Raw genomic sequence first — 23,062 nt, forward strand, 5'->3', positions numbered from 1 at the left:
GTGGTCGGCGATGGCTACCGACCGGTCCTTGCGCGCCGTCCTCTTCGACATGGACGGCACGCTCGTCGAGACCGAACAGCTGTGGGGCGAGGCGATGTTCGAGCTCGCCGCACGCCTCGGCGGACGCATGTCGGACGAGGCGCGGTCCCGCACGGTGGGCACGAGCATGCGGACGGCGATGGGCATCCTGCACGCAGACCTCGGCATCCTCCGGACCGAGGCGGAGCTCCGGGCCGATGCCGCCTGGATCGAGGCGCGCGTGGCCGAGCTGATGGCCGACGGCATCGTCTGGCGGTCCGGGGCCCCGCAGCTGCTGCTGGCCGTGCGTGCCGCCGGTCTGGCCACGGCCCTGGTGACGACGACGCCGCGGCTGCTGGCCGACATCGTGCTGCGGTCGATGCGCGAGGACCTGGGGACCGACCCGTTCGACCTGAGCGTGTGCGGCGACGAGGTGCCCGCCCGGAAGCCCGACCCGGCGCCCTACCTGCAGGCGATGGCCACGCTGGGCGTGCAGCCCGCCGAGTGCGTGGTGCTCGAGGACTCCGCCGCCGGCATCACCGCCGGGCTTGCCGCCGGCGCCGTCGTGGTGGGCGTGCCGATGATGCAGGCCGTCGAGCCGGCGGACGGGCTGGTCCTGCTGGACGGCCTGGAGGGGCTGGGCGTGGCCGAGCTCGCCGCCGTGCTGGCGGACGGGGAGCTCGTGGCCTAGTAAGCGGTCTCCCACCTGCGCGCGACCACGAGCCGGGGTCGTTGCAGGGCCGCGATGTCGGTGAGCGGGTCGCCGTCGACGAGCAGCAGGTCGGCGTCGAGCCCGGGCGCCAGTCGCCCGGTGCGGTCCGCCAGCCCGCAGGATGCCGCGGCGGCCGAGGTGGCGGCCGCGAGCGCCTCGGCTGACGGCATGCCGCACTCGCGGACGAGGTCGAGCACCGCCATCGGCACCAGCCCGTGCGTCTTGCTCGGGCCGATGCCGGCGTCAGTTCCGGCCGTGAGCGGCACGCCCGCCCGGTGCAGCTCGGCGACGTGGGGGAGATGCAGCTCGTAGCTCATCCCGGCCGCCTGGAGCCGCGCCTGCACGTGTGGGGGCGGCTCCACCCCCGGTACCCGGCCGAGGGTCGGACAGACGGCGATGTCGCCCTTCGCGAGGCGGCGGGCCAGCCGTTCGGGCAGGCGTGCGCCGTCCCGGGTGACGCAGCTGCAGTGCTCATCCCGTCGACGCCGGCGGCGGCCGCGTCCTCGACCGCCGTCAGGCTGTGGGCGTGTGCTGTCACGGGCAGACCGAGCCGGTGCGCCTCGTCGACGGCGGCGCGGAGCGCGTCGGCCGGGAACTGAGGAGCCAGCATGTCGGTGCCGGCTGTCATGACTCCGCCGCTCGCCATGATCTTCACGACGTCGGCCCCGCGCTCCGCTCGCTCGGCGACGGCTCGCCGGAGGGCCTCGATGCCGGCCGCCTCACCGCCCATCGACGCGCAGTGCCCGCCGGGGGAGGTGATGGGCGGCCCAGCCGCGAGCAACCGCGGACCGCCGTCGCCGCTGTCCCTCCGGTCCAGCACGGCCCACTCGTGGTCGCCGAGGTCGCGCACGGTCGTGACGCCGGCCGCGAGCTGCTGCTGCAGCGCGGTGTCGATGACGGCACGGAGCTCGTCGCGGCTGAGTCCTGGGATCCGGTCCAGGGCAGCGGGTCCGCCGTCACCACACAGGTGCACGTGGGTGTCGATCAGCCCCGGGAGCAGCGTCGTCCCCGACAAGTGGGTCACCGGGCAGCCGTCCGGTGCGGCGGCGGACGCCGGCTCCACGCCGACGATGGCGCCGTCCTCCACGAGGACGAGGACACCTCCAGGCATCGCCTGCCTGCCGTCGAAAGCGCTGTCGGCCCGGTACCCGCGCACGCTGCCCTCCTCGCGGCTGGGATGCGCGGACCCTAGTCCCGATTCACAGGTACTGCTTGTACGTCCGCGCCGCCGCCCGCAGGCCCGCGGCCTCGTAGAACGCGTACGCGTCGGGGTCGTCGGCGGCCAGCTGGAGCTCGTAGCAACCGGCGGCTCGACCGCGGGCGCGCGCCGCGTCGAGGAGGAGGCGACCCACGCCGGATCGCCGGTGGGCCGCGTCCACGACGACGTTCTCGTCCAGCAGGTACGGCCGCCCGTCCCGTGCGGCGTTCGCCAGCACCGTGAGGTCGACTGTGCCCACCAGCTGGCCGGCGCGCTCGACGACGAGCACGGTGCGGCCGGGCGTGCCCAGGGTCGCAGCCCAGGCGTCGGTGATCGCGGAGCCGTCGGGCCGTTCGAGCTCGCGGTACAGCTCGGTAGGGCCTGCCCACCGCCGGCAGGTCTTCGAGGGCGGCGGACCGCACCGTGACAGCCACCTGCGTCGCGACCGTTCTAATCCCGTTCGACGGCCGGCAGGGAGGCCCAGCCGGCGGCCGCCGCCGCCTCGGCCGGAAACGGCGGGGGCGTGCCACCGAATGCCGGGCAGAGGGCCTGGTGGTCGCACCAGCCGCACAACCGGGTCGGGTTGGGGCGGAAGTCGCCGGTGGCGACCGCCCGCTCGATCGCGGCCCAGATGGCTTGCAGCGTCCGCTCGAACCGCACCAGCTCCGCCTCGTCGGGGGAGTAGGTGAGCGCGTCGCCGTCCCCCAGGTAGAGCAGCTTGAGCTGGGCGGCGACGACGCCACGGGTGCGCCAGAGCACCAGCGCGTAGAACTTCATCTGGAACAGCGCCTTGGCCTCGAACGCCTCGCGCGGGATCGACCCGGTCTTGTAGTCGACGACCCGCAGCGCGCCGCTGGGCGCCACGTCGAGGCGGTCGACGTAGCCGCGCAGCAGCAGCCCGTCGGGCAGGGTCACCTCGACCAGCTCCTCGCGGCCGTGCGGCTGGATGCGGGTCGGGTCCTCGAGCGTGAAGTACTTCTCGACCAGCCTGCCGGCCGAGGCGAGCCACGCCTCCACGGACTCGGGCGCGTTGGGGTCGCTCTCGGCGCCGTCCTCCTGGGCCACGGCGAACAGCTCGGCGATGCCCGGCTCGTCGCGCAGCTCGGCCCAGGCCGGCTCGAGCAGCTCCAGGGCCGCCTCGGGGGTGCGGCGGGCCGCGGGCAGGTCGTAGAGGCGCTCCAGCACGCTGTGCACCAGGGTGCCGCGGACCGCCGCGAGGCTCTTGCGCTCGGGCAGCCGGTCGATGGTGCGGAAGCGGTAGAGCAGCGGGCAGGTCTTGAAGTCGGCGGCGCGGCTCGGCGACAGCGACGGCCGGCGGGGCGCCTGGGCGTCGTCGGTCGCCGGGGTCGCATCAACCATCGCCGTCATGGGTCCGAGGCTAGGTCGCCCCACCGACAGTTCCGAGTGTCCGCGCCGCACTGGGGACACGGGTCACATCCGCCCCGTCCGTAGGCTCGCCTCCTGTGGACATCGAGCAGGAGACCGCGCCGGGCGCCTTCGTCGCGGGCGACCGGGTGCAGCTGACCGACCCCAAGGGCCGCATGCACACCGTCGTCCTGGAGCCGGGCAAGCAGTTCCACACGCACCGCGGCGCGATCGCGCACGACGACCTCATCGGCGCGCCCGAGGGCTCCGTCGTCCACTCGACGGCGAACACCGGCTACCTGGCGTTCCGGCCGCTGCTGGCCGACTTCGTACTGTCGATGCCACGCGGGGCGCAGGTCATCTACCCCAAGGACGCCGCCCAGATCGTCGGCTTCGGCGACGTCGGCCCGGGGATGCGGGTGCTGGAGGCCGGCGCCGGGTCCGGCGCGCTCACCTGCTCGCTGCTGCGCGCCGTCGGCTCGACCGGCTCGGTGACCAGCTACGAGCGGCGCGAGGACTTCGCCGACGTCGCGCGCGCCAACGTCGGCGCGTTCTTCGGCGAGGTGCCGGTGAACTGGTCGCTGCGGCTGGGCGATCTCGCCGAGCACCCCGCCGACGAGGTCGTCGACCGCGTCGTCCTCGACATGCTCGAGCCCTGGGCGGTCCTGCCCACGGTGGCCGCGGCGCTGCGGCCGGGCGGCGTGCTGGTCGGCTACGTGGCGACGACGACGCAGCTGTCCACGTACGTGGAGGCGCTGCGCGCCCAGGGGGTGTGGACCGAGCCGCACGCGTGGGAGAGCCTGCTGCGCCCGTGGCACGCGGTGGGGCTGGCCGTCCGCCCGGAGCACCGGATGGTGGCCCACACGGCGTTCCTGGTGACCGCCCGGCGGCTGGCCGAGGGCGCCGTGGCGCCGCTGCGGCAGAGGCGCGCCCAGAAAGTGTGAGAAAGGACCCTCCTGCCCCCCAGCTCTCGCGAGTTCGGGCCGGGCCCCTGCAGGAGGGCCGCCTGGGACACGTGTGATCCCAGTCCTCCTGTGGCCCGCGAGCCCACAGCGGCCTGTCCCTCCCCGTGTATAGATTTGGTTCCTGGCTCCCCCGGAGTGTGTGGAGGTGCGCGATGGGCCCCGGCTCGAGCAATGGTCCCGACGAGATGCGGGCGCGGCGGGAGCGTGACGTCGCCGCGCTGCTCAGCCAGATCTCCTACCTCGAGGAAGAGATCGGCCTGCTCCGCCGCAAGGTCGCCGACAGCCCCCGCCAGGTGCGCCAGCTCGAGGAGCGGATCGCCGAGGCCGAGGGGCGGGCGGCGTTCCTCTCCGAGCGCAACGACAAGCTGGCCGGCACCCTCCGCGAGGCGCGCGAGCAGCTGGTGTCGCTCAAGGAGGAGGTCGACCGGCTGGGGCAGCCGCCGTCGGGCTACGGCATCTTCCTGACCCGGCACGAGGACGGCACCGTCGACGTGTTCACCGGCGGGCGCAAGCTGCGGGTGACGCTGTCGCCCAACGTCGAGGGCGACGAGCTCCGCACCGGCCAGGAGGTCATGCTCAACGAGGCGATGAACGTCGTCGAGGCGCGCGGCTTCGAGCGGGCCGGGGACGTCGTCATGCTCAAGGAGCTGCTCGAGCCGATCGACGGCGTGACGCCGCGGGCCCTGGTGATCGGCCACACCGACGAGGAGCGGGTGGTCTTCCTCGCCGACTCGCTCACCGGTCAGCCCCTGCGCGTCGGCGACTCGCTGCTGCTGGAGACGCGGTCGGGCTACGTCTACGAGCGGATTCCGAAGAGCGAGGTCGAGGAGCTCGTCCTCGAAGAGGTCCCCGACATCGACTACGGCGACATCGGCGGCCTGTCCCGGCAGATCGAGCAGATCCGGGACGCCGTCGAGCTGCCGTTCCTCCACGCCGACCTGTTCCGCGAGTACGAGCTGCGGCCGCCCAAGGGCATCCTGCTGTACGGCCCGCCCGGATGCGGCAAGACGCTGATCGCCAAGGCGGTGGCCAACTCGCTGGCGAAGAAGGTCGCCGCCGCGAAGGGTGACGGCGACACGAACCAGGGGAAGTCCTACTTCCTCAACATCAAGGGCCCGGAGCTGCTCAACAAGTACGTCGGCGAGACCGAGCGGCACATCCGGCTGGTGTTCCAGCGGGCGCGGGAGAAGGCCAGCGAGGGCACACCGGTCATCGTGTTCTTCGACGAGATGGACTCGATCTTCCGCACGCGTGGGTCCGGGGTCTCCTCCGACGTCGAGTCCACGATCGTGCCGCAGCTGCTCAGCGAGATCGACGGCGTCGAGGGGCTCGAGAACGTCATCGTCATCGGCGCCTCCAACCGCGAGGACATGATCGACCCGGCGATCCTGCGGCCGGGCCGGCTCGACGTGAAGATCAAGATCGAGCGTCCGGACGCGGAGGCCGCGCGCGACATCTTCAGCAAGTACCTGACGACGTCGCTGCCGATCAACCCCGACGACCTGGCCGAGCACGGCGGCAGCCGTGAGGCGACGATCGCGGGGATGATCCAGCGGACCGTCGAGCGCATGTACACCGAGAGCGAGGAGAACCGCTTCCTCGAGGTGACCTACGCCAACGGTGACAAGGAGGTCCTGTACTTCAAGGACTTCAACTCCGGCGCCATGCTGCAGAACATCGTCGACCGCGCGAAGAAGATGGCGATCAAGGAGCACCTCGAGACCGGGACGTCGGGTCTGCGGGTGAGCCACCTGATGGCGGCCTGCCTCGACGAGTTCAAGGAGAACGAGGACCTGCCCAACACGACCAATCCCGACGACTGGGCGCGGATCTCGGGCAAGAAGGGCGAGCGGATCGTCTACATCCGCACGCTCATCAGCGGCAAGGGCAACGAGTCCGGCCGCGCCATCGACACGGCGACGAACACCGGCCAGTACCTGTAACCGCGGATGTCCCGACGCGCGCCTTCTAGGGTTGCGGCATGAGCGTGCGTCGGGTCATGGGCACCGAGGTCGAGTACGGCATCTCGGTGCCCGGGCAGCCGACGGCGAACCCGACGACCCTGTCCAGCCAGGTCGTGAACGCGTGGGCGGTGGCCGAGGCGCCCACCCCGCGGCGGCCGCGCTGGGACTTCGAGGAGGAGTCGCCGCTGCGCGACGCGCGCGGGTTCGACCTCTCGCCGGCCCAGGCCCTGGACCACAACGACCTCGACGAGGACACCGGGATGGCCAACGTCATCCTGACCAACGGAGCACGCCTGTACGTCGACCACGCCCATCCGGAGTACTCGACGCCCGAGGTCACCAACCCGCGTGACGTCGTCCTCTGGGACAAGGCGGGGGAGCAGGTGATGGCCGAGGCCGCTCGCCGGGCGGCCCGCATCCCCGGCCAGCCGGCGATCCAGCTCTACAAGAACAACACCGACGGCAAGGGCGCGTCGTACGGCTCGCACGAGAACTACCTGATGGACCGGCGGACGCCGTTCATCGACATCATCCGCGGGCTCATCCCGTTCTTCGTGACCCGGCAGGTGTTCGCCGGCTCGGGGCGGGTCGGGATCGGCACGGAGAGCCGCACGCACGGCTTCCAGCTGTCGCAGCGGGCGGACTTCTTCGAGGTCGAGGTCGGGCTCGAGACCACGCTCAAGCGGCCGATCATCAACACGCGGGACGAGCCGCACGCCGACGCGGACAAGTACCGCCGGCTGCACGTCATCATCGGCGACGCCAACCTGGCCGAGCTGTCGACCTACCTGAAGGTGGGGACGACGTCGCTCGTGCTGGCGATGATCGAGGCGCGGGCGCTGCCGCGCGACCTGCAGATCGAGGAGCCGGTCGAGGCGCTGCAGGCGATCAGCCACGACCCGACGCTGAGCCACAAGGTGCGGCTGCGGGACGGCCGGGCGATGACCGCCCTCGAGGTGCAGCAGGTGTACCTCGAGCAGGCGGAGAAGTTCGTCGCGACGCAGGGGGAGGGCGACGAGCAGACCGCCGACGTGCTGCGGCGCTGGGCCGAGGTGCTCGACGACCTGGCGATCGACCCGATGCGCTGCGCCGACCGGCTGGACTGGCCGGCGAAGCTGCGGCTGCTCGAGGGGTACCGGACCCGGGACGGGCTGTCGTGGGGGGACTCGCGGCTGTCGCTGGTGGACCTGCAGTACTCCGACGTGCGGCCGGACAAGGGCCTCTACAACCGCCTCGTGGCGCGCGGGTCGATGCAGCGGCTGCTGACCGACGACGAGGTCGCACGGGCGATGGTCGCGCCGCCGCCGACACCCGTGCCTTCTTCCGCGGCGAGTGCCTGCGCCGGTACCCGGCGCAGGTGGCCGCGGCGTCGTGGGACTCGGTCGTCTTCGACCTCGGCCGGGAGAACCTGGTGCGCATCCCGACCATGGAGCCGCTCCGTGGCACGCGCGAGCACGTGGGGGCGCTGTTCGAGGCGTCGGCGACGGCGCAGGAGCTCGTCGACACCATCACCGGCGGGTGATCACCGACCGGTAAGGGTGACCTTGATTGTCGGTATCGGCGGGTACCTTCTGCTCACGAGCAGTTCCGTAGACCGGAGGGCAAGCGATGGCCACCAGGGACACCGGCGGACAGCAGAAGGCGACGCGCTCGCGCGAGGAGACCGACGAGGTCGAGGCCTCGGTCGACACCGAGGTCGCCGAACGCCACAAGGAGATGACCGAGGACGTCGACTCGCTCCTGGACGAGATCGACGAGGTGCTCGAGGAGAACAGCGAGGAGTTCGTTCGCCAATATGTACAAAAAGGGGGAGTAGAACTCCCTAGTTCTGTAACTATCGCCCTGCGGAAATGGAACCCGAGAAGTTCTGCCCGGACTGCGGGGAGTCGCGCCCCGTCGCGTCCTTCACCCGAGACAAGCGCCGACGTGACGGCTTGGCGTTCTACTGTCGCGAGCATTCGCGTCAAAGGTTGCGGGAGTCGAAGGCGCGGCGCCACGGGCCGCCTCAAACCCGCCACAAGCTAGACCGTGTCGTACCTGAGGGATCGAAGTGGTGTCCCGATTGCGACACGGTCAAGCTTCAGGCCGAGTTCCCGACCTCCAAGTACAACAAGTCTGGTCGGCACACCTACTGCAAGCCCTGCCACAACGCCCGAGGCCGCGCCACTCTGGAGAGGGTGGGCGGGGCACGGACATACCACCTCAAGCGTCGGTACGGCATCACGGCTGAGGACGCGAACGCGATGCTCGAGGCGCAGGGTGGACTCTGTGCCATTTGCCGGGCAGCCCCGGCAGTACATGTGGATCACGACCACGTGACGGGAGCTGTCCGTGCGCTGCTGTGCTTCAACTGCAACGGGGGTCTCGGACAGTTCAAGGACGATCCCGCCGTGTTGCGTGCCGCGGCCGACTATGTCCAGTTCCACATCCTCAGCCAGCGCGTGGTCGCTCTGGCTGCGGCCGCTGGTCTCGGCCCCGTCCGACCCATCCGGCTGGGTGAGCCGCCGGTAGGGTCGCAGCGACGCCCAGGAACGCACAGCACCAGCACGCGGACCACCGGGCGGAGCAGCGGTTCACGCCGGCGCGAGCAGGCGGGAGAGGCGGATGGGTGAGCGAGCAGTCGAGCGGCCGGAGCGGGTTCCCGCCCGCGTACCTGGACCGGGTGGGCTCCTCGTTCACCGACTTCCTCGCGGCCGCCGCGCCTGACCTCCTTCCCGGCCGCCGGCCCGCCCCGCAGAGCCACGTGGGCGACATCGGCCCGCACGGCACCACGATCGTCGCCGTCACCTACGAGGGCGGCGTCCTCATGGGCGGCGACCGGCGCGCCACCATGGGCAACCTGATCTCCAGCCGCGACATTGAGAAGGTCTACCCCGCCGACTCCTACAGCGTCATCGGCATCGCCGGCGCCGCCGGCATCGCGATCGAGATGGTCCGGCTCTACCAGGTCGAGCTCGAGCACTACGAGAAGATCGAGGGACTCACCATGTCCCTCGACGGCAAGGCCAACCGCCTGGCGGCGATGATCCGCGGCAACCTCGGCGCCGCCCTGCAGGGCCTCGCCGTCGTCCCGCTGTTCGCCGGCTTCGACCTCGACGCCGCGCCCGGCGTCAGCCCCGGCCGCATCTTCAGCTACGACGTCACCGGCGGGAACTACGAGGAGCGCGGCTACGCGGCCGTCGGCTCCGGCTCCCTCTTCGCCAAGAACTCGCTCAAGAAGACCTGGCGCGCCAATCTGCCCGCCGACGAGGCCACCCGCACCGTCGTCGAGGCCCTCTACGACGCCGCGGACGACGACTCGGCCACCGGCGGGCCCGACCCCGTCCGCCGGCTGTACCCGATCGTCTACCGGGTGGACGAGGAGGGCGCCGTCCGGCTCACCGAGGCCGAGGTCGCCGCCATCGCCGACACGATCGTCACCGAGCGGGCCGAAGCCGACCGCCAGAACATGCCGCGGGAGGCCTGAGCGCCATGACCATGCCGTACTACGCCTCGCCCGAGCAGCTCATGCGGGACCGCTCGGAGTACGCCCGCAAGGGCATCTCCCGCGGTCGCAGCGTCGCCGTCCTCACCTACGCCGACGGCGTCCTGTTCATCGCCGAGAACCCCAGTTCCACCCTGCACAAGGTCGGCGAGCTCTACGACCGCATCGGCTTCGCCGCTGTCGGCCGCTACAGCGAGTTCGAGAGCCTGCGGGTGGCCGGCGTCCGCCTCGCCGACGTCCGCGGCTACTCCTACAACCGCCGCGACGTCACCGGCCGGGTGATCGCCAACGCCTACGCCCAGACCCTCGGCGAGATCTTCACCCAGCAGACCAAGCCGTTCGAGGTCGAGCTCTGCGTCGCCGAGGTCGGCGACCGCCCCGAGAACGACCAGCTCTACCGGCTGACCTTCGACGGGTCCATCGTCGACGAGCCCGACTTCGTGGTCATGGGCGGCCAGGCCGACGCAGTCACCGGCAACCTGCGCGAGCACTTCTCCACCGGCATGAGCCTCGCCGACGCCCTCGAGGTCGGGGTCCGGGCACTGTCCACGGTCAGCCCCGTCACCGCCGGCGCCACCAACGGCGGCCCGACCCGGCTGACCGCGAACCAGCTCGAGGTCGCCGTCCTCGACCGGCGCCGCCCCAAGCGTGCCTTCCGACGCGTCGTCGGCGCCGCGCTCGGCCGGCTGCTCGGCGACGAGGTGCCGCCCGCCAAGGAGGCGCCGGCCCACATCCCGAGCGTTCCCGAGCCGGGAACCCCGCCCGGCCTCGGTGACCCGGCGAACCCCGACACCGCCGGCGGCGAGGTGCCGGACCGCGACTCCGAGGACTGACCGTGCCCACCTAACGCCTCGACGACGACGCCGTGACGCGCGCGCGGAAGCTCGTCGCCGACGGGAAGGTCGACACCGGCACGCAGTGGTCCGACGCGGCCCCGAGCACTCAGGCGGTCCCGCTGCAGGGTCCCGCCGCGAGCGTGCGAGTGGTGTGGGGGGCAGGGGGTCCTTCGACACGACGCGATCGAGCGGGCCGCCGACGAACTGCTCCGACGGGTCGACGAGAAGCAGTAGCCCGACGCGCAACCGTGACCCGATCGGCGCGCGGCAGGCGGCTGCTGTCGGTGATCCGGCCTAGGCTCGGTCCGTGGACCGACGGATCTTCGGCATCGAGACCGAGTACGGCGTCACGTGCACCTTCAAGGGACAGCGCCGGCTGTCCCCGGACGAGGTCGCCCGCTACCTGTTCCGGCGGGTGGTCTCCTGGGGCCGCAGCTCCAACGTCTTCCTCCGCAACGGCTCGCGCCTCTACCTCGACGTCGGCAGCCACCCCGAGTACGCCACCGCCGAGTGCGACGACCTCACCGAGCTCGTCGTGCACGACAAGGCGGGCGAGCGGATCCTCGAAGGACTGCTCGTCGACGCCGAGCAGCGGCTCGCCGAGGAGGGCGTCACCGGCGACATCTACCTGTTCAAGAACAACACCGACTCCGCCGGCAACAGCTACGGCTGCCACGAGAACTACCTGGTCGGTCGGCACGGCGAGTTCAGCCGACTGGCCGACGTCCTCATCCCGTTCCTCGTCAGCCGGCAGATCGTCGTCGGCGCCGGGAAGGTCCTGCAGACGCCGCGCGGCGCCATCTACTGCGTGAGCCAGCGCGCCGAGCACATCTGGGAGGGCGTCTCCAGCGCCACCACGCGCAGCCGCCCGATCATCAACACCCGCGACGAGCCGCACGCCGACGCGGAGCGCTACCGGCGGCTGCACGTCATCGTCGGCGACTCCAACATGAGCGAGACGACCACGCTGCTCAAGGTCACGATGACCGACCTCGTGCTGCGCATGATCGAAGCCGGTGTCCCGGTCAAGGACATGACGCTGGAGAACCCGATCCGGGCCATCCGCGAGATCAGCCACGACATGAGCGGACGCCGCAAGGTCCGGCTGGCCAGCGGCCGGGAGATGTCTGCGCTGGAGATCCAGTCCGAGTACCACTCGCGGGCTGCGGAGTTCGCCGACCGCGAGGGCTGCAGCCCCGAACACCGGCAGATGCTCGAGCTGTGGGGCCGCGTCCTCAAGGCCGTCGACACCGAGGACCTCAGCCTCATCGACCGCGAGATCGACTGGGCGATCAAGTACAGCCTGCTCGAGCGGTATCGCGCCAAGCGCGACCTGCCGCTCAGCCACCCGCGGATCGCCCAGATGGACCTCGCCTACCACGACATCAGCCGTCGGCGGGGCCTGTACTACCTGCTGGAGCGGGCGGGCCACGTCGAGCGGGTCGCGCACGAACCGCGCATCTTCGAGGCCAAGAACGTCCCGCCGCAGACCACCCGGGCCCGGCTCCGCGGCGAGTTCATCCGCCGCGCCCAGGAGAAGCGCCGCGACTTCACCGTCGACTGGGTGCACCTCAAGCTCAACGACCAGGCGCAGCGCACCGTGCTGTGCAAGGATCCGTTCAAGGCCGTCGACGACCGCGTCGACAAGCTCATCGCCAGCATGTGAGCCGAGCGGAGTGGCAGGGGCGCGCTTTCCGCGCCGTCCTACTCCGCTGACTCGGCCGGTGCCTCCTCGGCGTCCGCCTCGGGCACCGGGACGCGCAGCGCGGCGAAGCGACCGGCCGCGGCGGCGGCCAGGAAGTAGGCGCGCTCCTCGGGGTAGCCGCGGCCCATCGTGCGCAGGGGCACCGGTGACAGGCCCAGCGCGTCGTCCAGGCCGTCGGTGTCGACCCACACGACCTTGTTGCGGGCGGCTGGCCGGCCAGGTCCTCGTCGACCTGACCACCGAGCTCGGAACTCAGCCCGCGGGGGGCGACCAGTGTCACCCCGCCCAGCGCCACCCGGCCGAACGCGGTCAGCGAGTGGTGGGAAACACCGCGGTGCCGCGGCCGCGGGTCGGCGTCGGAGATCCGCAGCGCCCCGATCGCCTCGCCGCCCAGCACGGTCACCGCGTTGCACGCCTCGCCCGCGGCGACGCCCGAGAAGCCCCACGGCGTCCCGGTGCCCAGGTTGCCGGGCCCCTGCGTGACGATCGCCAGGTCCGCGCGCAGCACGTGCCGGGCCGCGAGCAGTCCCGTGTGCAGGGTGACCGCCTCGAGGTCGCCGCCGAACGCCTGCCCGACGGTCACCACGCCGGCCAGCGACGCGGCCAGCGCGTCGAGCGTCTTGGAGAAGGCCGCGGGCAGCGCCCCGCCGTCGGTCATCACGTAGGCGACGCGGAGGTCCGGATCGGTGGCGAGCATGCCGATCAGCACCGCCGGCAGCGCCGAGTGCAGGTCGGCCACGACCACCGGCATGCCGCCCAGCTCGTCGGCCTCGGCGAGCAGGTCGTGGTGCTCGGTCTCCTGCTCGTCCACGCCGGCGACCGACACCTGCAGCGGCGTGTACCGCGCCTTGACCAGGTGGCCGGGCCCGGAGGGGTCCGGCGGCAACCGGTCCGGGACGGCCACGACCAGCGCGACGCCGCCCGTCCCGAGCCCCTGGGCCAGGGCCGTGGTGTTGAGCAGGACGTCGTCCCCGACCTCGGGCATGCCCACGACCGACAGGTACGCCAGCGCCCGGACGTCGCCCTCGTCCGGCACCGCGACGGTCAGCTCGAGCGTGTCGCGGCCCCGGCGGCCGGTCTCCGTCACCCGGCCGCGCCGCCAGCGGATGCGCGAGGGCGGGGGAGGGGAGTCGGAGAAGGGCATGCAGGCAGCGTAAGGACCCCGATCCCCGCGGTGCGCCGCAGGCTCGGCGCGGCCCCCTGCACCGCGGCCGGGCCGACGGACGCCTGGGGAGCGCACCGCGCGGGGCTGACTAGCCTGGGCGACATGGCGGCCAAGCGGGCGGAGCGACTGGTGAACCTGGTCATCGCCCTGCTCAGCACCCGGCAGTACGTGACGGCCGCCCGCATCCGCGCGACCGTCCCGGGTTACGAGCCGGACGACGCCACCGATCGCGCGGACGAGGCCTTCAAGCGGATGTTCGAGCGGGACAAGGCGGAGCTGCGCGAGATGGGCGTGCCGCTGGAGACCGGGCGCACCAGCGTCTTCGACACCGAGGACGGCTACCGCATCGCCCGCGCCGACTACGAGCTGCCCGAGATCACCCTCACCGGCGAGGAGGCCGCCGCCGTCGGCCTCGCCCTGCGGCTGTGGGAGTCCGCGCACCTGGCCGGTGCCGCGCACGGCGCCCTCGTGAAGCTCAAGGCGGCCGGCGTCGACGTCGACACCGCCCGGGCCATCCCGCTGCAGCCGCGCCTGGACGCCGGCGAACCGGCGTTCGAGCCGTGCTACGCCGCGGCCCGCGACCGCCGCCGGCTCGAGTTCGACTACCAGCGCCCCGACGAGGACGCCCCGACCCGCCGGCACGTCCAACCCTGGGGGGTCGTCGCCTGGCACGGCCGCTGGTACCTCGTCGGCCTCGACCTCGACCGGCAGGCACCACGGCAGTACCGGCTCTCCCGCGTCGTCGGCACGCCCAGGGCCGTCGGGCCGGCCAACGCCTTCGAGCCGCCCGACGACGTGGACCTCGCCGGCATCGTCGCCGGTCAGGTCGGCGGCGAGGAGCGGCTCGTCGTCGTCCGGGCCCGCCCCGGGACCGCCATCGGCCTCCGGAGGCACGCCACCCCGCTCGGCCCCGCGGACGACGGGGACGACCGCCTCGAGCTGCGCACCACCGAGCCCTGGCGATTGGCCGACGAGCTGGCCTCCTACGGGGCCGACGTCCTGGTGGAGGCTCCGCAGGAGATGCGCGAGGCCGTGATCGCGCGCCTCACGCGGCTGGCCGCCATGGACGGCGCGACCGCGGAGGAGCCGGTATGACCGCCACCGGCACCACCGACCGCATGACGCGGCTGCTGGCCCCTCGTCCCGTACCTCACCGCCCGGCCCGAGGGTGTCGCGCTCGCGGAGGCGGCCCGCGACTTCGGCGTAGCGGAGCGTCAGCTGCGCAACGACCTGGAGCTGCTGTGGATGTGCGGCCTGCCCGGCTACGGCCCCGGCGACCTGATCGACCTGTCCTTCGAGGGCGATCGCGTCCGGGTCACCTTCACCGCCGGCATGGTGCGCCCGCTCCGGTTGAACACCGACGAGGCCGTCGCCCTCGTCGTCGCGCTCAGGACGCTGCTGGAGCTGCCCGGCCTGGCCGAGCGGGAGGCGGTCAGCCGCGCGCTGGCCAAGGTGTCGGCCGCCGCGGGGCACGCTGCCGACCGGGTCACCCCGGTGGCCGTCAGCGTCGACGCCCGCGAGGAGGCGCTCGCCGTCGTCCGTGACGGCCTCGAACGCAAGCGGGCCCTGCACCTCACCTACTACGTGCCCACCCGCGACGAGCGCACGGAGCGGGACGTCGACCCCATGCGGCTGCTGCTCGTCGACGGCAAGTGGTACCTCGAGGCCTGGTGCCGCCGGGCCGAGGGCGTGCGGTTGTTCCGCCTCGACCGCGTCGACGACGTCGTCGTCCTCGACGAGCCCGCCGCCCCGCCGCCGCAGGCACACGAGCGCGACGTCCACAACGGGGTCTACCAGCCCGACCCGCGGTCTCCCGAGGTCCGGCTCCGGCTGTCCCGCAGCGCCCGCTGGGTCGCCGACTACTACCCGGTCGACTCGGTCGCCGCCGTCGACGACCCGCCGGGCGGGCTGGCGGTCACCGTCCGCACCGAGGACCTCGCCTGGGCCCGTCGGCTGGTCGCCTCCCTCGGCGGGGACGCGCTCGTCGACGAACCCGCCGAACTGGCCCGGCAGGTCGCCGCCGCGGCCCGCGGCGCGCTGGCTCGTTACGGCGTCGAACCCACCCGGCCGGTCCGCTCGGGGTCCTAGGCAGCGGCGGAAGGGCCGCAGGGCCCTGTCCGGCACGGTGCGGGGCGGCCATCCTGGGCGGACTCGGGACGTGGGGGAACGGCCATGGGCGGGTCGCGGTTCGGGAGGCGGTTGCTCGCCGCGGTGGTGGCGGCGATGGCGGCGGCCTCGTTCCTCGTGGTGGGCGCACCGGCGGCGCAGGCGGCGCCGGGCGACGTCACGATCACCGGGCACGGGTTCGGCCACGGCCGCGGTCTGTCGCAGTGGGGCGCCTACGGGTACGCCACCCGGTCCGGCTGGACCCACCAGCAGATCCTGGCGCACTTCTACGGCAACACGGCGGCGGGGGACATCGGGAACCCCGCGATCATCGTGCGCCTGATCGCCATGGACAACCGCACCCTCGCCGTCACCTCGGGGCAGACGTTCACCGTCGGTGGCCGCCAGCTCGCCGCCGGCACGGCGGGCGTCGTGAGCCGGAACGCCGACGGCTCGTGGCAGCTGAGCACGCGGACCTCCTGCACGGGCACGGCCACGGGCAGCGTCCGGATCACGACGCCCACGTTCGCGACGCTCGCCGCGCCCGGCGACGACGTGCGCCGGATGCTGACGCTGTGCGCCCCCGAGGCACGGGCGTATCGCGGCACCCTCTCGCTCGTCTGGGACGGGTCGGCGCTGCGCACGGTGAACCGGCTGCCCATGGAGGAGTACCTGCGCGGGGTGGTCCCGCGCGAGGCCCCGGCGACCTGGGGGGACGGCGCGGGGATCAACGCGCTGCGCGCCCAGGCGGTGGCCGCGCGGTCCTACGCCCAGGGGGAGAACCGCACCGCCTACGCCAAGACCTGCGACACCACCACGTGCCAGGTCTACGGGGGTGCCGGGCTGAACGGCTCCTCGCTCGAGGACGCCCGGACGAACCGGGCCGTCGCCGACACCGCCGGGGACGTGCGGACCCTCAACGGGCAGGTCGCCCGGACCGAGTTCTCGTCGTCGAGCGGTGGATGGACGGCCGGCGGCACCTTCCCCGCCGTGGTGGACGCCGGGGACGTCGTCTCCCCGTACCACAACTGGTCGACCACGGTGACCCGGGCGCAGATCTCCGCCGCCTTCGGGGTCGGCACGCTGCAGGCCATCCAGGTCCTCAGCCGCAACGGCCTGGGCGCCGACGGTGGCCGGGTCCTCACCGTGCGCGTGACGGGGTCGACCCGCGCCGTGACGGTCAGCGGCCTGGAGTTCCGGACGGCGCTGGGCCTGCGGTCCGACTGGTTCTCCGTGGGGCCGGTCGTCGATCCGACGCAGTCGGACATCTCCCCGGTCCACGTGGCCGCGGCAAGGACCAACCTCGGCACCGTGGTCGCGTTCGTCCGGGGCACCAACGGATCGATCTACGCCAGTACGGGCACGGCGACCGCGTTCAGCCCGTGGCAGCGCATCCCGTTCACCGCGTCGACGGGTCCGTCCGCGGTGAGCTGGGACGGCCGGCGGATCGAGGTCTTCGCGGTGGGCACCGACCGGCACCTGTACCACACCTCGACCGTCGTGGACAGCAACGGCCGGCCCACCACGTTCGCCCCGTGGGACTACGTGGGCGGGACGTTCACGACCGCCGTCACGGTGGCATCGCTCGGCAACCGGCGGCTGCTGATCGCCGGGCGCGGCACGAACGGCCAGGTGTACGTGCGGTCCTTCGACAATTCGGGGTGGTCGGCCTTCCGGAGTGCGGGCGGGCAGGCGGTCTCCGCCCCGGCGGTCGACGTGCTGGCCGACGGCACCTACCGGGTGTCGGTGGTCGGGACCGACGGGGTGGTCTGGACCCGAGCGGTGTCCGGCACCGGTGCCACGCCGCTCGGTGCGTGGACCAGCACCGGACGCCCTTCGGGCTTCGCCCCCGGGGCCAGCGCCACCACGTGGTGGGCGGCGAACGTCCGGGCGCTCGCCGTCAGCAACGGGCAGAGCGTCCGCGAGGTCTGGGGCGACGGGCGGGTCGTCGACGTCGGCGGAACGGCGACGTCCGCGGTCGCGCTGACGGAGCAGGGGACCGGCGAGGTGTGGGCCTTCGTGCGTGGCCGGGACAACGCGCTGTGGGTGAACATCACCGACGGTGCCACCTCCACCTGGCGCAGCGCCGGCGGCCTCCTGGGCTGACCGGTCGGGCCGACTGGGCCGTCCGGGCCGTCCGGGCCACACCGGGCTAAGGTCGCCCCGTGGTCTGGGTCGTCGCCGCGGTCGTGGTCGTGCTCGCCCTCGTGGTCCTCGGCGTCGTCGCGTTCCTCCTGTTCGGCGCGTTCGGCCGGCTGGGGCGGGAGCTCGAGGCGGTGGACCGCGAGGTGCGTCCCCTGGCCGAGCAGGCCCAGGCGACCGCGGCTCGCGCCGCAGAACTGGGCGCCGACCGCCGGTGACGTCCGTGTTCGGCCCCGGGCACGAACACCTTCCGGCGTAGCATCGGCCCCTGCCACCCACTCCTGGAGGACCAGTGAACCTCGGCCCGCTGGAGATCGCCCTGATCGTCCTGGCGATCCTCCTGCTCTTCGGCTACAAGAAACTGCCGGACGCCTCCCGCTCGCTCGGTCGTTCGCTGCGCATCTTCAAGGGCGAGATGAAGGGCATGAAGGACGACGACGCGGGTTCCTCGGCGGCCCAGGGCGTCCGCACCAAGGACGCCGCGCAGACCGCCCCCGTGCGGGGCGAGATCGTCGCTCCCGCCACACCCCCCAGGACCACCGCGTCGGGGGACCTGACGGCCAAGCTGCACGAGGAGGCCCGCGTGGCCGAGGCGCGTGCCGCCGAGCTGCGCGCGCAGGCCGAGCAGAGCCGCGTGACCGACGGTCCCCGCTGACCTCTCCGCAGGCAGGACGACGGTGAACGAGGCCGGCCGGCGGCCGCGGCTGAGGCGACGACGCCCGCCGCGGGACGCCGAGGCGACGATGAGCCTGGTCGCCCACCTGACCGAGCTGCGCAACCGCATCGCCAAGGCGCTCTTCTTCATCGCGATCGGCACCGTCGTCGGCTTCATCTGGTACGACAAGGGCCTGCTGGCCTTCCTCACCGAGCCCTACTGCGCGGTGCCCGCCGACCTGCGGCTCGACGGCGACGGGAACTGCAAGCTCGTCGTGCTCGACGTCTTCGGCGGGGTCCTGCTGCGGCTCAAGATCGCCTTCATCGCCGGTATCGGCCTGTCGGCGCCGTTCTGGCTCTACCAGCTCTGGGCGTTCATCACGCCCGGGCTCAAGCGCAACGAGAAGCGCTACACGATCGGCTTCGTCGTCGCCTCCACGCTGATGTTCGCCGCCGGCACGCTGCTCGCCTGGGTGACGCTGCGCAGGGGCCTGGAGCTGCTGCTGCGCCTGGCCGGCGACGAGGTCGCCTTCCAACTCACCGCGCCGCTGTACCTGAGCTTCGTGATCAGCCTGCTCGTCGCCTTCGGGCTGTCCCTCGAGCTGCCGCTCGTCGCGGTCGCGCTCAACCTGGTCGGTGTCCTGAGCTACCAGACGCTGAAGCGGTCCCGCCGCTGGATCTTCTTCCTGACGATCGTGTTCGCCGCGTTCGTCACGCCGACCCAGGACCCGTTCACGATGCTCGCCATGGCCGGACCGATGATCCTGCTCTTCGAGCTGGCGATCCAGGTGGCCCGCGTCGTCGACAAGCGGCGAGCCCGGCGCGAGGCGCTCGAGCACTTCCACGACCTGGGGGACGACGAGGCCTCGCCGCTCGACGCGCGACCGTCGTCCCTCGACGACGCGCCGTCCCTCCGCCGCTGAGCCGGGCCGTGGGCAGCACAGCGGACGTCGTCGTCCTGGCCAGTCCCGCGGCCGGGCGCGGCCGCGCCGGCACCGTCGCCGGCGAGGTCCTCCGGGCGTTCGGCGACGCCGGGTTCCGCGCCCGCCTGCTGCCGGCCACGTCCGGGGCCGAAGGTGAGCGGCAGGCGGCCGAGGCGGTCGCGGACGGTGCCGTCGCCGTGGTGGCCGTGGGCGGTGACGGCACCGTGCACGCCGCACTGCAGGCGGTGGCCGGGACGCCCACCCCGCTGGCCGTCGTTCCTGCCGGCACGGGCAACGACCTGGTGCGCGCGCTCGGCATCCCGGCGGAACCGGCGGCGGCAGCGCGGGCCGCCGCGGCGGACCTGGCCGGCGGCCGGACGACGACCGTCGACGCCGGGCGGACCGCGGACCGCTGGTGGGCGACCGTGCTCTGCTGCGGCTTCGACTCGGCGGTCAGCGACCGCGCCAACCGGCTGCGCTGGCCCCCCGGCCGCCGCCGCTACGACGTCGCCGTGCTCGCCGAGCTCGCCCGTCTGCGCCCCCGCGAGGTCGTCCTCACGCTGGACGGCGAGTCGCAGACCGTGCCGGTGACCATGGTCGCCGTGGGCAACACCGCCTGGTACGGCGGCGGCCTGAAGGTCTGCCCGGGCGCCGACCCCACCGACGGGCTGTTCGACGTCACCGTCGTGGGGGCCACCAGCCGGCTCGAGCTGATCCGCACCAAGCCGCTGCTGACCCTGGGCACCCACGTCGAGCACCGCTCGGTGACGGTCCACCGCGCCGCCCGGGTCGAGCTGAGCTCGCCCGGCGTGACGACCTGGGCCGACGGCGAGCCGGTGGCGCCGCTCCCAGCGGTCGCGGAATGCGTCCCGGGTGCCTTGCACGTGCTGGGGGCACGCCGGGTCCAGGGGGCGGCGCGAGCCGATCCGGTTCCGCGCGCCTAACGTGGGCGGCATGTCCAGCCCCGCTGAGCGGTACGCGGCTGCCCGGCGGCGGACCGCCCACCCCACCCTGGCGGACTTCACCGCCGAACTCGGGTTCTCCCTCGACCCGTTCCAGGTCGAGGCATGCGAGGCGCTGGAGCAGGGGTCGGGCGTCCTCGTCTGCGCGCCGACCGGTGCGGGCAAGACCGTCGTCGGCGAGTTCGCGATCCACAAGGCCCTGGCCGAGGGGCGCAAGGCCTTCTACACCACCCCGATCAAGGCGCTGTCCAACCAGAAGTACGCCGACCTCGTCGAGCGGTACGGGTCCGACAAGGTCGGCCTCCTGACCGGCGACAACGCGGTGAACGGCGACGCCCCCGTGGTCGTGATGACCACCGAGGTCCTCCGGAACATGCTCTACGCCGAGTCGCCGGCGATCGACGGCCTGGGCTACGTCGTCATGGACGAGGTGCACTACCTCGCCGACCGGTTCCGCGGCGCGGTGTGGGAAGAGGTGATCATCCACCTCCCGCAGTCGGTCACCCTGGTCTCGCTGTCGGCGACGGTGAGCAACGCCGAGGAGTTCGGCGAATGGCTGGTCACCGTCCGCGGCCACACGACCGTGGTCGTCAGCGAGGTCCGGCCGGTGCCGCTCTGGCAGCACATGCTCGTCGGCAACCGGGTGTTCGACCTGTTCTCGCTGCGGCCCGCCGCGCACGCCGCCGAGCAGGGGACCGGCCCCCGCGAGCTGTCCACGCGCGAGCGCGGCACCTCCGTCGTCGACCCCGAGCTGGTGCGCTTCGTCCGCGAGCACGAGCGCCGGATCGACTCCTGGCACGGCGGCGGCCCCGGCTCGCGGCGCCGCGACGACTCGCACCGGCCGCGCTACCGCCCGCCGGCCCGCTCCGACGTCGTCACCCGGCTCGACAACGCCGGTCTGCTGCCGGCGATCACCTTCGTGTTCAGCCGCAACGGCTGCGACGCCGCCGTCCACCAGTGCCTGCTGTCCGGCCTGCGGCTGACCGACGAGTTCGAGCGGTCCGAGATCGCCGAGATCATCGACCGGCGCACCGGCTCGCTGCTGGAGGAGGACCTGCACGTCCTGGGCTTCTGGGAGTGGCGCGAGGGCCTGCTCGCCGGGCTCGCGGCGCACCATGCGGGCCTGGTGCGGCGTTCAAGGAGACCGTCGAGGAGTGCTTCGTCCGCGGCCTGGTCAAGGCGGTGTTCGCGACGGAGACCCTCGCCCTGGGCATCAACATGCCGGCCCGCAGCGTCGTCCTGGAGCGGCTGGTCAAGTGGAACGGCGAGGCGCACGTCGACATCACGCCGGGGGAGTACACCCAGCTCACCGGCCGCGCCGGGCGCCGGGGCATCGACGTCGAGGGGCACGCGGTGGTCGTCTGGTCGCCGGGAGTCGACCCCGCCGCCGTCGCGGGCCTGGCGAGCACCCGGACCTTTCCGCTGCGCTCGTCGTTCCGGCCCAGCTACAACATGGCGGTCAACCTGGTCAGCTCGTTCGGCCGGGCCCGCGCCCGCGAGCTGCTGGCGAGCTCCTTCGCGCAGTTCCAGGCCGACCGGTCGGTCGTCGGGCTGGCCCGCGCCGCGGCCAGGCACGAGCAGGAGGCGGCGCGGGCGGCGAAGGAGATGCACTCCGACCGCGGCGACGTCGGCGCGTACGCGCTGCTGCGGCGCGAGATCGCCGACCGCGAGAAGGAGCTCTCCCGCGACTCGCAGGCCAAGCGCCGCATGGAGGCCGCCGACGCCCTCGCCGCGCTGCGCCCCGGCGACGTCATCCGGGTGCCGACGGGCCGCCGGCAGGGGCTGGCCGTCGTCCTCGACCCCGGCATCACCGACCTCGCCGACCCCCGCCCGCTGGTGGTGACCGAGGACAAGTGGGCCGGCCGGCTGGCCGCCGTCGACTTCCCGACGCCGGTGACGGCGCTGGCTCGCGTGCGCGTGCCGAAGAACTTCAACCACCGCAGCCCGCACGCCCGCCGCGACCTCGCCGCGACCCTGCGCAACGCCCGCGTGGAGAACGACCTGGGCGCGCGACGGGTCAAGCACCGGTCGGCCGCCGCGGACGACCCGGTGCTGGCCGACCTGAGGGACGCCCTGCGGCGCCACCCCGTGCACCAGCTGCCCGACCGCGAGGAACGGGTCCGGGTCGCCGAGCGGTGGCTGCGCTCGGTGCGCGAGGCCGACGCGCTGCAGCGGAAGATGACCGAGCGGACCGGCTCCCTGACCCGTCAGTTCGACGCGACCTGCGACGTCCTCGAGGAGCTCGGCTACCTGGTGCCGGAGGCCGCGCCCCTGGTGCCGGCCGACACGGAGGTCGTCGGGGCGCTGGACGACGTGCCGGTCGTCACCGACGACGGACGGCGGCTGTCGCGGATCTGGTCCGAGGCCGACCTGCTGGTCGCCGAGTGCCTGCGCGAGGGCACCTGGCGCGGTCTGACGCCGGCCGAACTGGCCGCCGTGACGTCGACGGTCGTTTTCGAGGCGCGGCGGGACAACCCGTCGCTCCCCGCGGTGCCGGCGGGCAAGGTCGCGGCGGCGATCGGCGAGATGCGGCGCATCCGGCTCCGCCTGCAGGAGGTGGAGGCCGATCACGGCGTGCCGGTCACCCGCGACCTCGACCTCGGCTTCGCCTGGGCCGCGTACCGCTGGGCCGACGGGCAGAGCCTCGACCGGGTGCTCGCCGGCGCAGAGCAGGCCGGCACCGAGCTCTCCGGCGGCGACTTCGTCCGGTGGGCCCGGCAGCTCATCGACCTGCTCGACCAGCTGGCCAAGGTCGCCGAGGAACCGGTGGCACGGGTGGCGCGGGCGGCCGTCGACCGCGTGCGGCGCGGCGTCGTGGCGGTCGCCGTCGGCGGCTGACCAGCGATTCGCTGCGGCCTGCTCG

At 73.0% G+C, this 23,062-nt stretch carries 21 protein-coding genes and 3 pseudogenes; 19 read left to right on the forward strand and 5 right to left on the reverse strand.

The features are described from left to right. Positions 1-10 precede the first annotated feature (10 nt). Positions 11-709, forward strand: a complete 699-nt coding sequence (locus MVA48_RS03680) for an HAD family hydrolase (RefSeq protein ID WP_246985944.1) — start codon at positions 11-13, stop codon at positions 707-709. On the opposite strand, the gene MVA48_RS23325 is transcribed toward MVA48_RS03680, so the two are convergent. The 4 genes and pseudogenes from MVA48_RS23325 to MVA48_RS03695 all read right to left on the reverse strand — a co-directional run bounded on the left by MVA48_RS23325 (position 706) and on the right by MVA48_RS03695 (position 3,296). Beyond that, on the reverse strand, positions 706-1,167 hold the full coding sequence (locus tag MVA48_RS23325; RefSeq protein ID WP_256461157.1) for an amidohydrolase family protein: 462 nt from the start codon (positions 1,165-1,167) through the stop codon (positions 706-708). The two genes, MVA48_RS03680 and MVA48_RS23325, sit on opposite strands and share 4 nt — an antisense overlap. Positions 1,168-1,217: 50 nt before the next feature. After that, positions 1,218-1,841, reverse strand: a pseudogene (locus MVA48_RS23330) (amidohydrolase family protein); the annotation flags it as partial. An 88-nt stretch (positions 1,842-1,929) separates the two neighbouring features. After that, positions 1,930-2,490, reverse strand: coding sequence for a GNAT family N-acetyltransferase (locus MVA48_RS23335; protein WP_256461117.1), 561 nt, complete (start codon positions 2,488-2,490; stop codon positions 1,930-1,932). Further along, positions 2,379-3,296 carry a RecB family exonuclease gene (locus MVA48_RS03695; RefSeq protein WP_246985954.1) on the reverse strand — a complete coding sequence of 306 codons (918 nt, stop codon included), beginning with the start codon at positions 3,294-3,296 and terminating at the stop codon, positions 2,379-2,381. The genes MVA48_RS23335 and MVA48_RS03695 overlap by 112 nt, the downstream gene beginning before the upstream one ends. Before the next feature lie 95 nt (positions 3,297-3,391). Here MVA48_RS03695 and MVA48_RS03700 point away from each other — a divergent pair, with 95 nt between their 5' ends. The 8 genes and pseudogenes from MVA48_RS03700 (at position 3,392) to pafA (ending at position 12,208) form a co-directional block, all read left to right on the forward strand. Beyond that, positions 3,392-4,237, forward strand: a complete 846-nt coding sequence (locus MVA48_RS03700) for a tRNA (adenine-N1)-methyltransferase (protein WP_305852283.1) — start codon at positions 3,392-3,394, stop codon at positions 4,235-4,237. A 173-nt stretch (positions 4,238-4,410) separates the two neighbouring features. Then, positions 4,411-6,201 (forward strand): proteasome ATPase, encoded by a 1,791-nt coding sequence (gene arc, locus MVA48_RS03705; protein WP_246985957.1) that lies wholly within the window; start codon positions 4,411-4,413, stop codon positions 6,199-6,201. 56 nt (positions 6,202-6,257) lie between these two features. Next, positions 6,258-7,472 (forward strand): annotated as a pseudogene (gene dop, locus MVA48_RS03710) (depupylase/deamidase Dop); the annotation flags it as partial. Between the two features lie 358 nt (positions 7,473-7,830). Continuing rightward, complete coding sequence (locus MVA48_RS24460) at positions 7,831-8,247, forward strand: ubiquitin-like protein Pup (RefSeq protein WP_246985959.1); 417 nt, start codon at positions 7,831-7,833, stop codon at positions 8,245-8,247. Positions 8,248-8,399: 152 nt separating this feature from the next. Continuing rightward, positions 8,400-8,834: an endonuclease VII domain-containing protein gene (locus MVA48_RS24465; protein WP_256461118.1), complete on the forward strand. Its 435-nt coding sequence runs from the start codon at positions 8,400-8,402 to the stop codon at positions 8,832-8,834. Continuing rightward, entirely contained in the window at positions 8,831-9,688 is an 858-nt protein-coding gene (prcB, locus tag MVA48_RS03725) for a proteasome subunit beta (RefSeq protein ID WP_246985963.1), read from the forward strand. The genes MVA48_RS24465 and prcB overlap by 4 nt, the downstream gene beginning before the upstream one ends. Before the next feature lie 5 nt (positions 9,689-9,693). Further along, positions 9,694-10,539 carry a proteasome subunit alpha gene (gene prcA / locus MVA48_RS03730; RefSeq protein ID WP_246985965.1) on the forward strand — a complete coding sequence of 282 codons (846 nt, stop codon included), beginning with the start codon at positions 9,694-9,696 and terminating at the stop codon, positions 10,537-10,539. Positions 10,540-10,849: 310 nt separating this feature from the next. Then, positions 10,850-12,208: a Pup--protein ligase gene (gene pafA, locus MVA48_RS03735; RefSeq protein WP_246985973.1), complete on the forward strand. Its 1,359-nt coding sequence runs from the start codon at positions 10,850-10,852 to the stop codon at positions 12,206-12,208. On the opposite strand, the gene MVA48_RS03740 is transcribed toward pafA, so the two are convergent. Further along, positions 12,192-13,391 (reverse strand): DUF3866 family protein, encoded by a 1,200-nt coding sequence (locus MVA48_RS03740; RefSeq protein WP_246985975.1) that lies wholly within the window; start codon positions 13,389-13,391, stop codon positions 12,192-12,194. The two genes, pafA and MVA48_RS03740, sit on opposite strands and share 17 nt — an antisense overlap. A 123-nt stretch (positions 13,392-13,514) precedes the next feature. On the opposite strand from MVA48_RS03740, the gene MVA48_RS03745 reads away from it, so the two are divergent. From MVA48_RS03745 to MVA48_RS03790, 10 genes and pseudogenes are all read left to right on the forward strand, one after another. Further along, positions 13,515-14,507, forward strand: coding sequence for a helix-turn-helix transcriptional regulator (locus MVA48_RS03745; RefSeq protein ID WP_246985977.1), 993 nt, complete (start codon positions 13,515-13,517; stop codon positions 14,505-14,507). Between the two features lie 102 nt (positions 14,508-14,609). Continuing rightward, positions 14,610-15,080, forward strand: a pseudogene (locus MVA48_RS24470) (WYL domain-containing protein); the annotation flags it as partial. Between the two features lie 21 nt (positions 15,081-15,101). Beyond that, complete coding sequence (locus MVA48_RS24475; RefSeq protein WP_441300211.1) at positions 15,102-15,500, forward strand: hypothetical protein; 399 nt, start codon at positions 15,102-15,104, stop codon at positions 15,498-15,500. Positions 15,501-15,584: 84 nt separating this feature from the next. Further along, positions 15,585-17,624: a SpoIID/LytB domain-containing protein gene (locus MVA48_RS03760; RefSeq protein WP_246985979.1), complete on the forward strand. Its 2,040-nt coding sequence runs from the start codon at positions 15,585-15,587 to the stop codon at positions 17,622-17,624. A 59-nt stretch (positions 17,625-17,683) separates the two neighbouring features. Next, positions 17,684-17,878 carry a hypothetical protein gene (locus MVA48_RS03765; protein ID WP_246985981.1) on the forward strand — a complete coding sequence of 65 codons (195 nt, stop codon included), beginning with the start codon at positions 17,684-17,686 and terminating at the stop codon, positions 17,876-17,878. Between the two features lie 74 nt (positions 17,879-17,952). Further along, positions 17,953-18,315 carry a Sec-independent protein translocase subunit TatA gene (gene tatA, locus MVA48_RS03770; protein ID WP_246985983.1) on the forward strand — a complete coding sequence of 121 codons (363 nt, stop codon included), beginning with the start codon at positions 17,953-17,955 and terminating at the stop codon, positions 18,313-18,315. A gap of 22 nt (positions 18,316-18,337) precedes the next feature. Beyond that, complete coding sequence (tatC, locus tag MVA48_RS03775) at positions 18,338-19,237, forward strand: twin-arginine translocase subunit TatC (protein WP_246985985.1); 900 nt, start codon at positions 18,338-18,340, stop codon at positions 19,235-19,237. Between the two features lie 8 nt (positions 19,238-19,245). Beyond that, positions 19,246-20,181 (forward strand): diacylglycerol kinase family protein, encoded by a 936-nt coding sequence (locus MVA48_RS03780; protein ID WP_246985987.1) that lies wholly within the window; start codon positions 19,246-19,248, stop codon positions 20,179-20,181. 10 nt (positions 20,182-20,191) lie between these two features. Then, on the forward strand, positions 20,192-22,042 hold the full coding sequence (locus MVA48_RS03785; RefSeq protein ID WP_246985989.1) for a DEAD/DEAH box helicase: 1,851 nt from the start codon (positions 20,192-20,194) through the stop codon (positions 22,040-22,042). A gap of 335 nt (positions 22,043-22,377) precedes the next feature. Beyond that, the gene (locus MVA48_RS03790; RefSeq protein ID WP_246989052.1) at positions 22,378-23,037 is read left to right on the forward strand and encodes a hypothetical protein; all 660 of its coding nucleotides are present in this window, start codon (positions 22,378-22,380) and stop codon (positions 23,035-23,037) included. The last annotated feature ends 25 nt before the right edge of the window (positions 23,038-23,062 follow it).

The sequence above is a fragment of the Blastococcus sp. PRF04-17 genome, from assembly GCF_023016265.1.
In the GTDB taxonomy this organism is placed as follows: Bacteria; Actinomycetota; Actinomycetes; order Mycobacteriales; family Geodermatophilaceae; genus Blastococcus_B.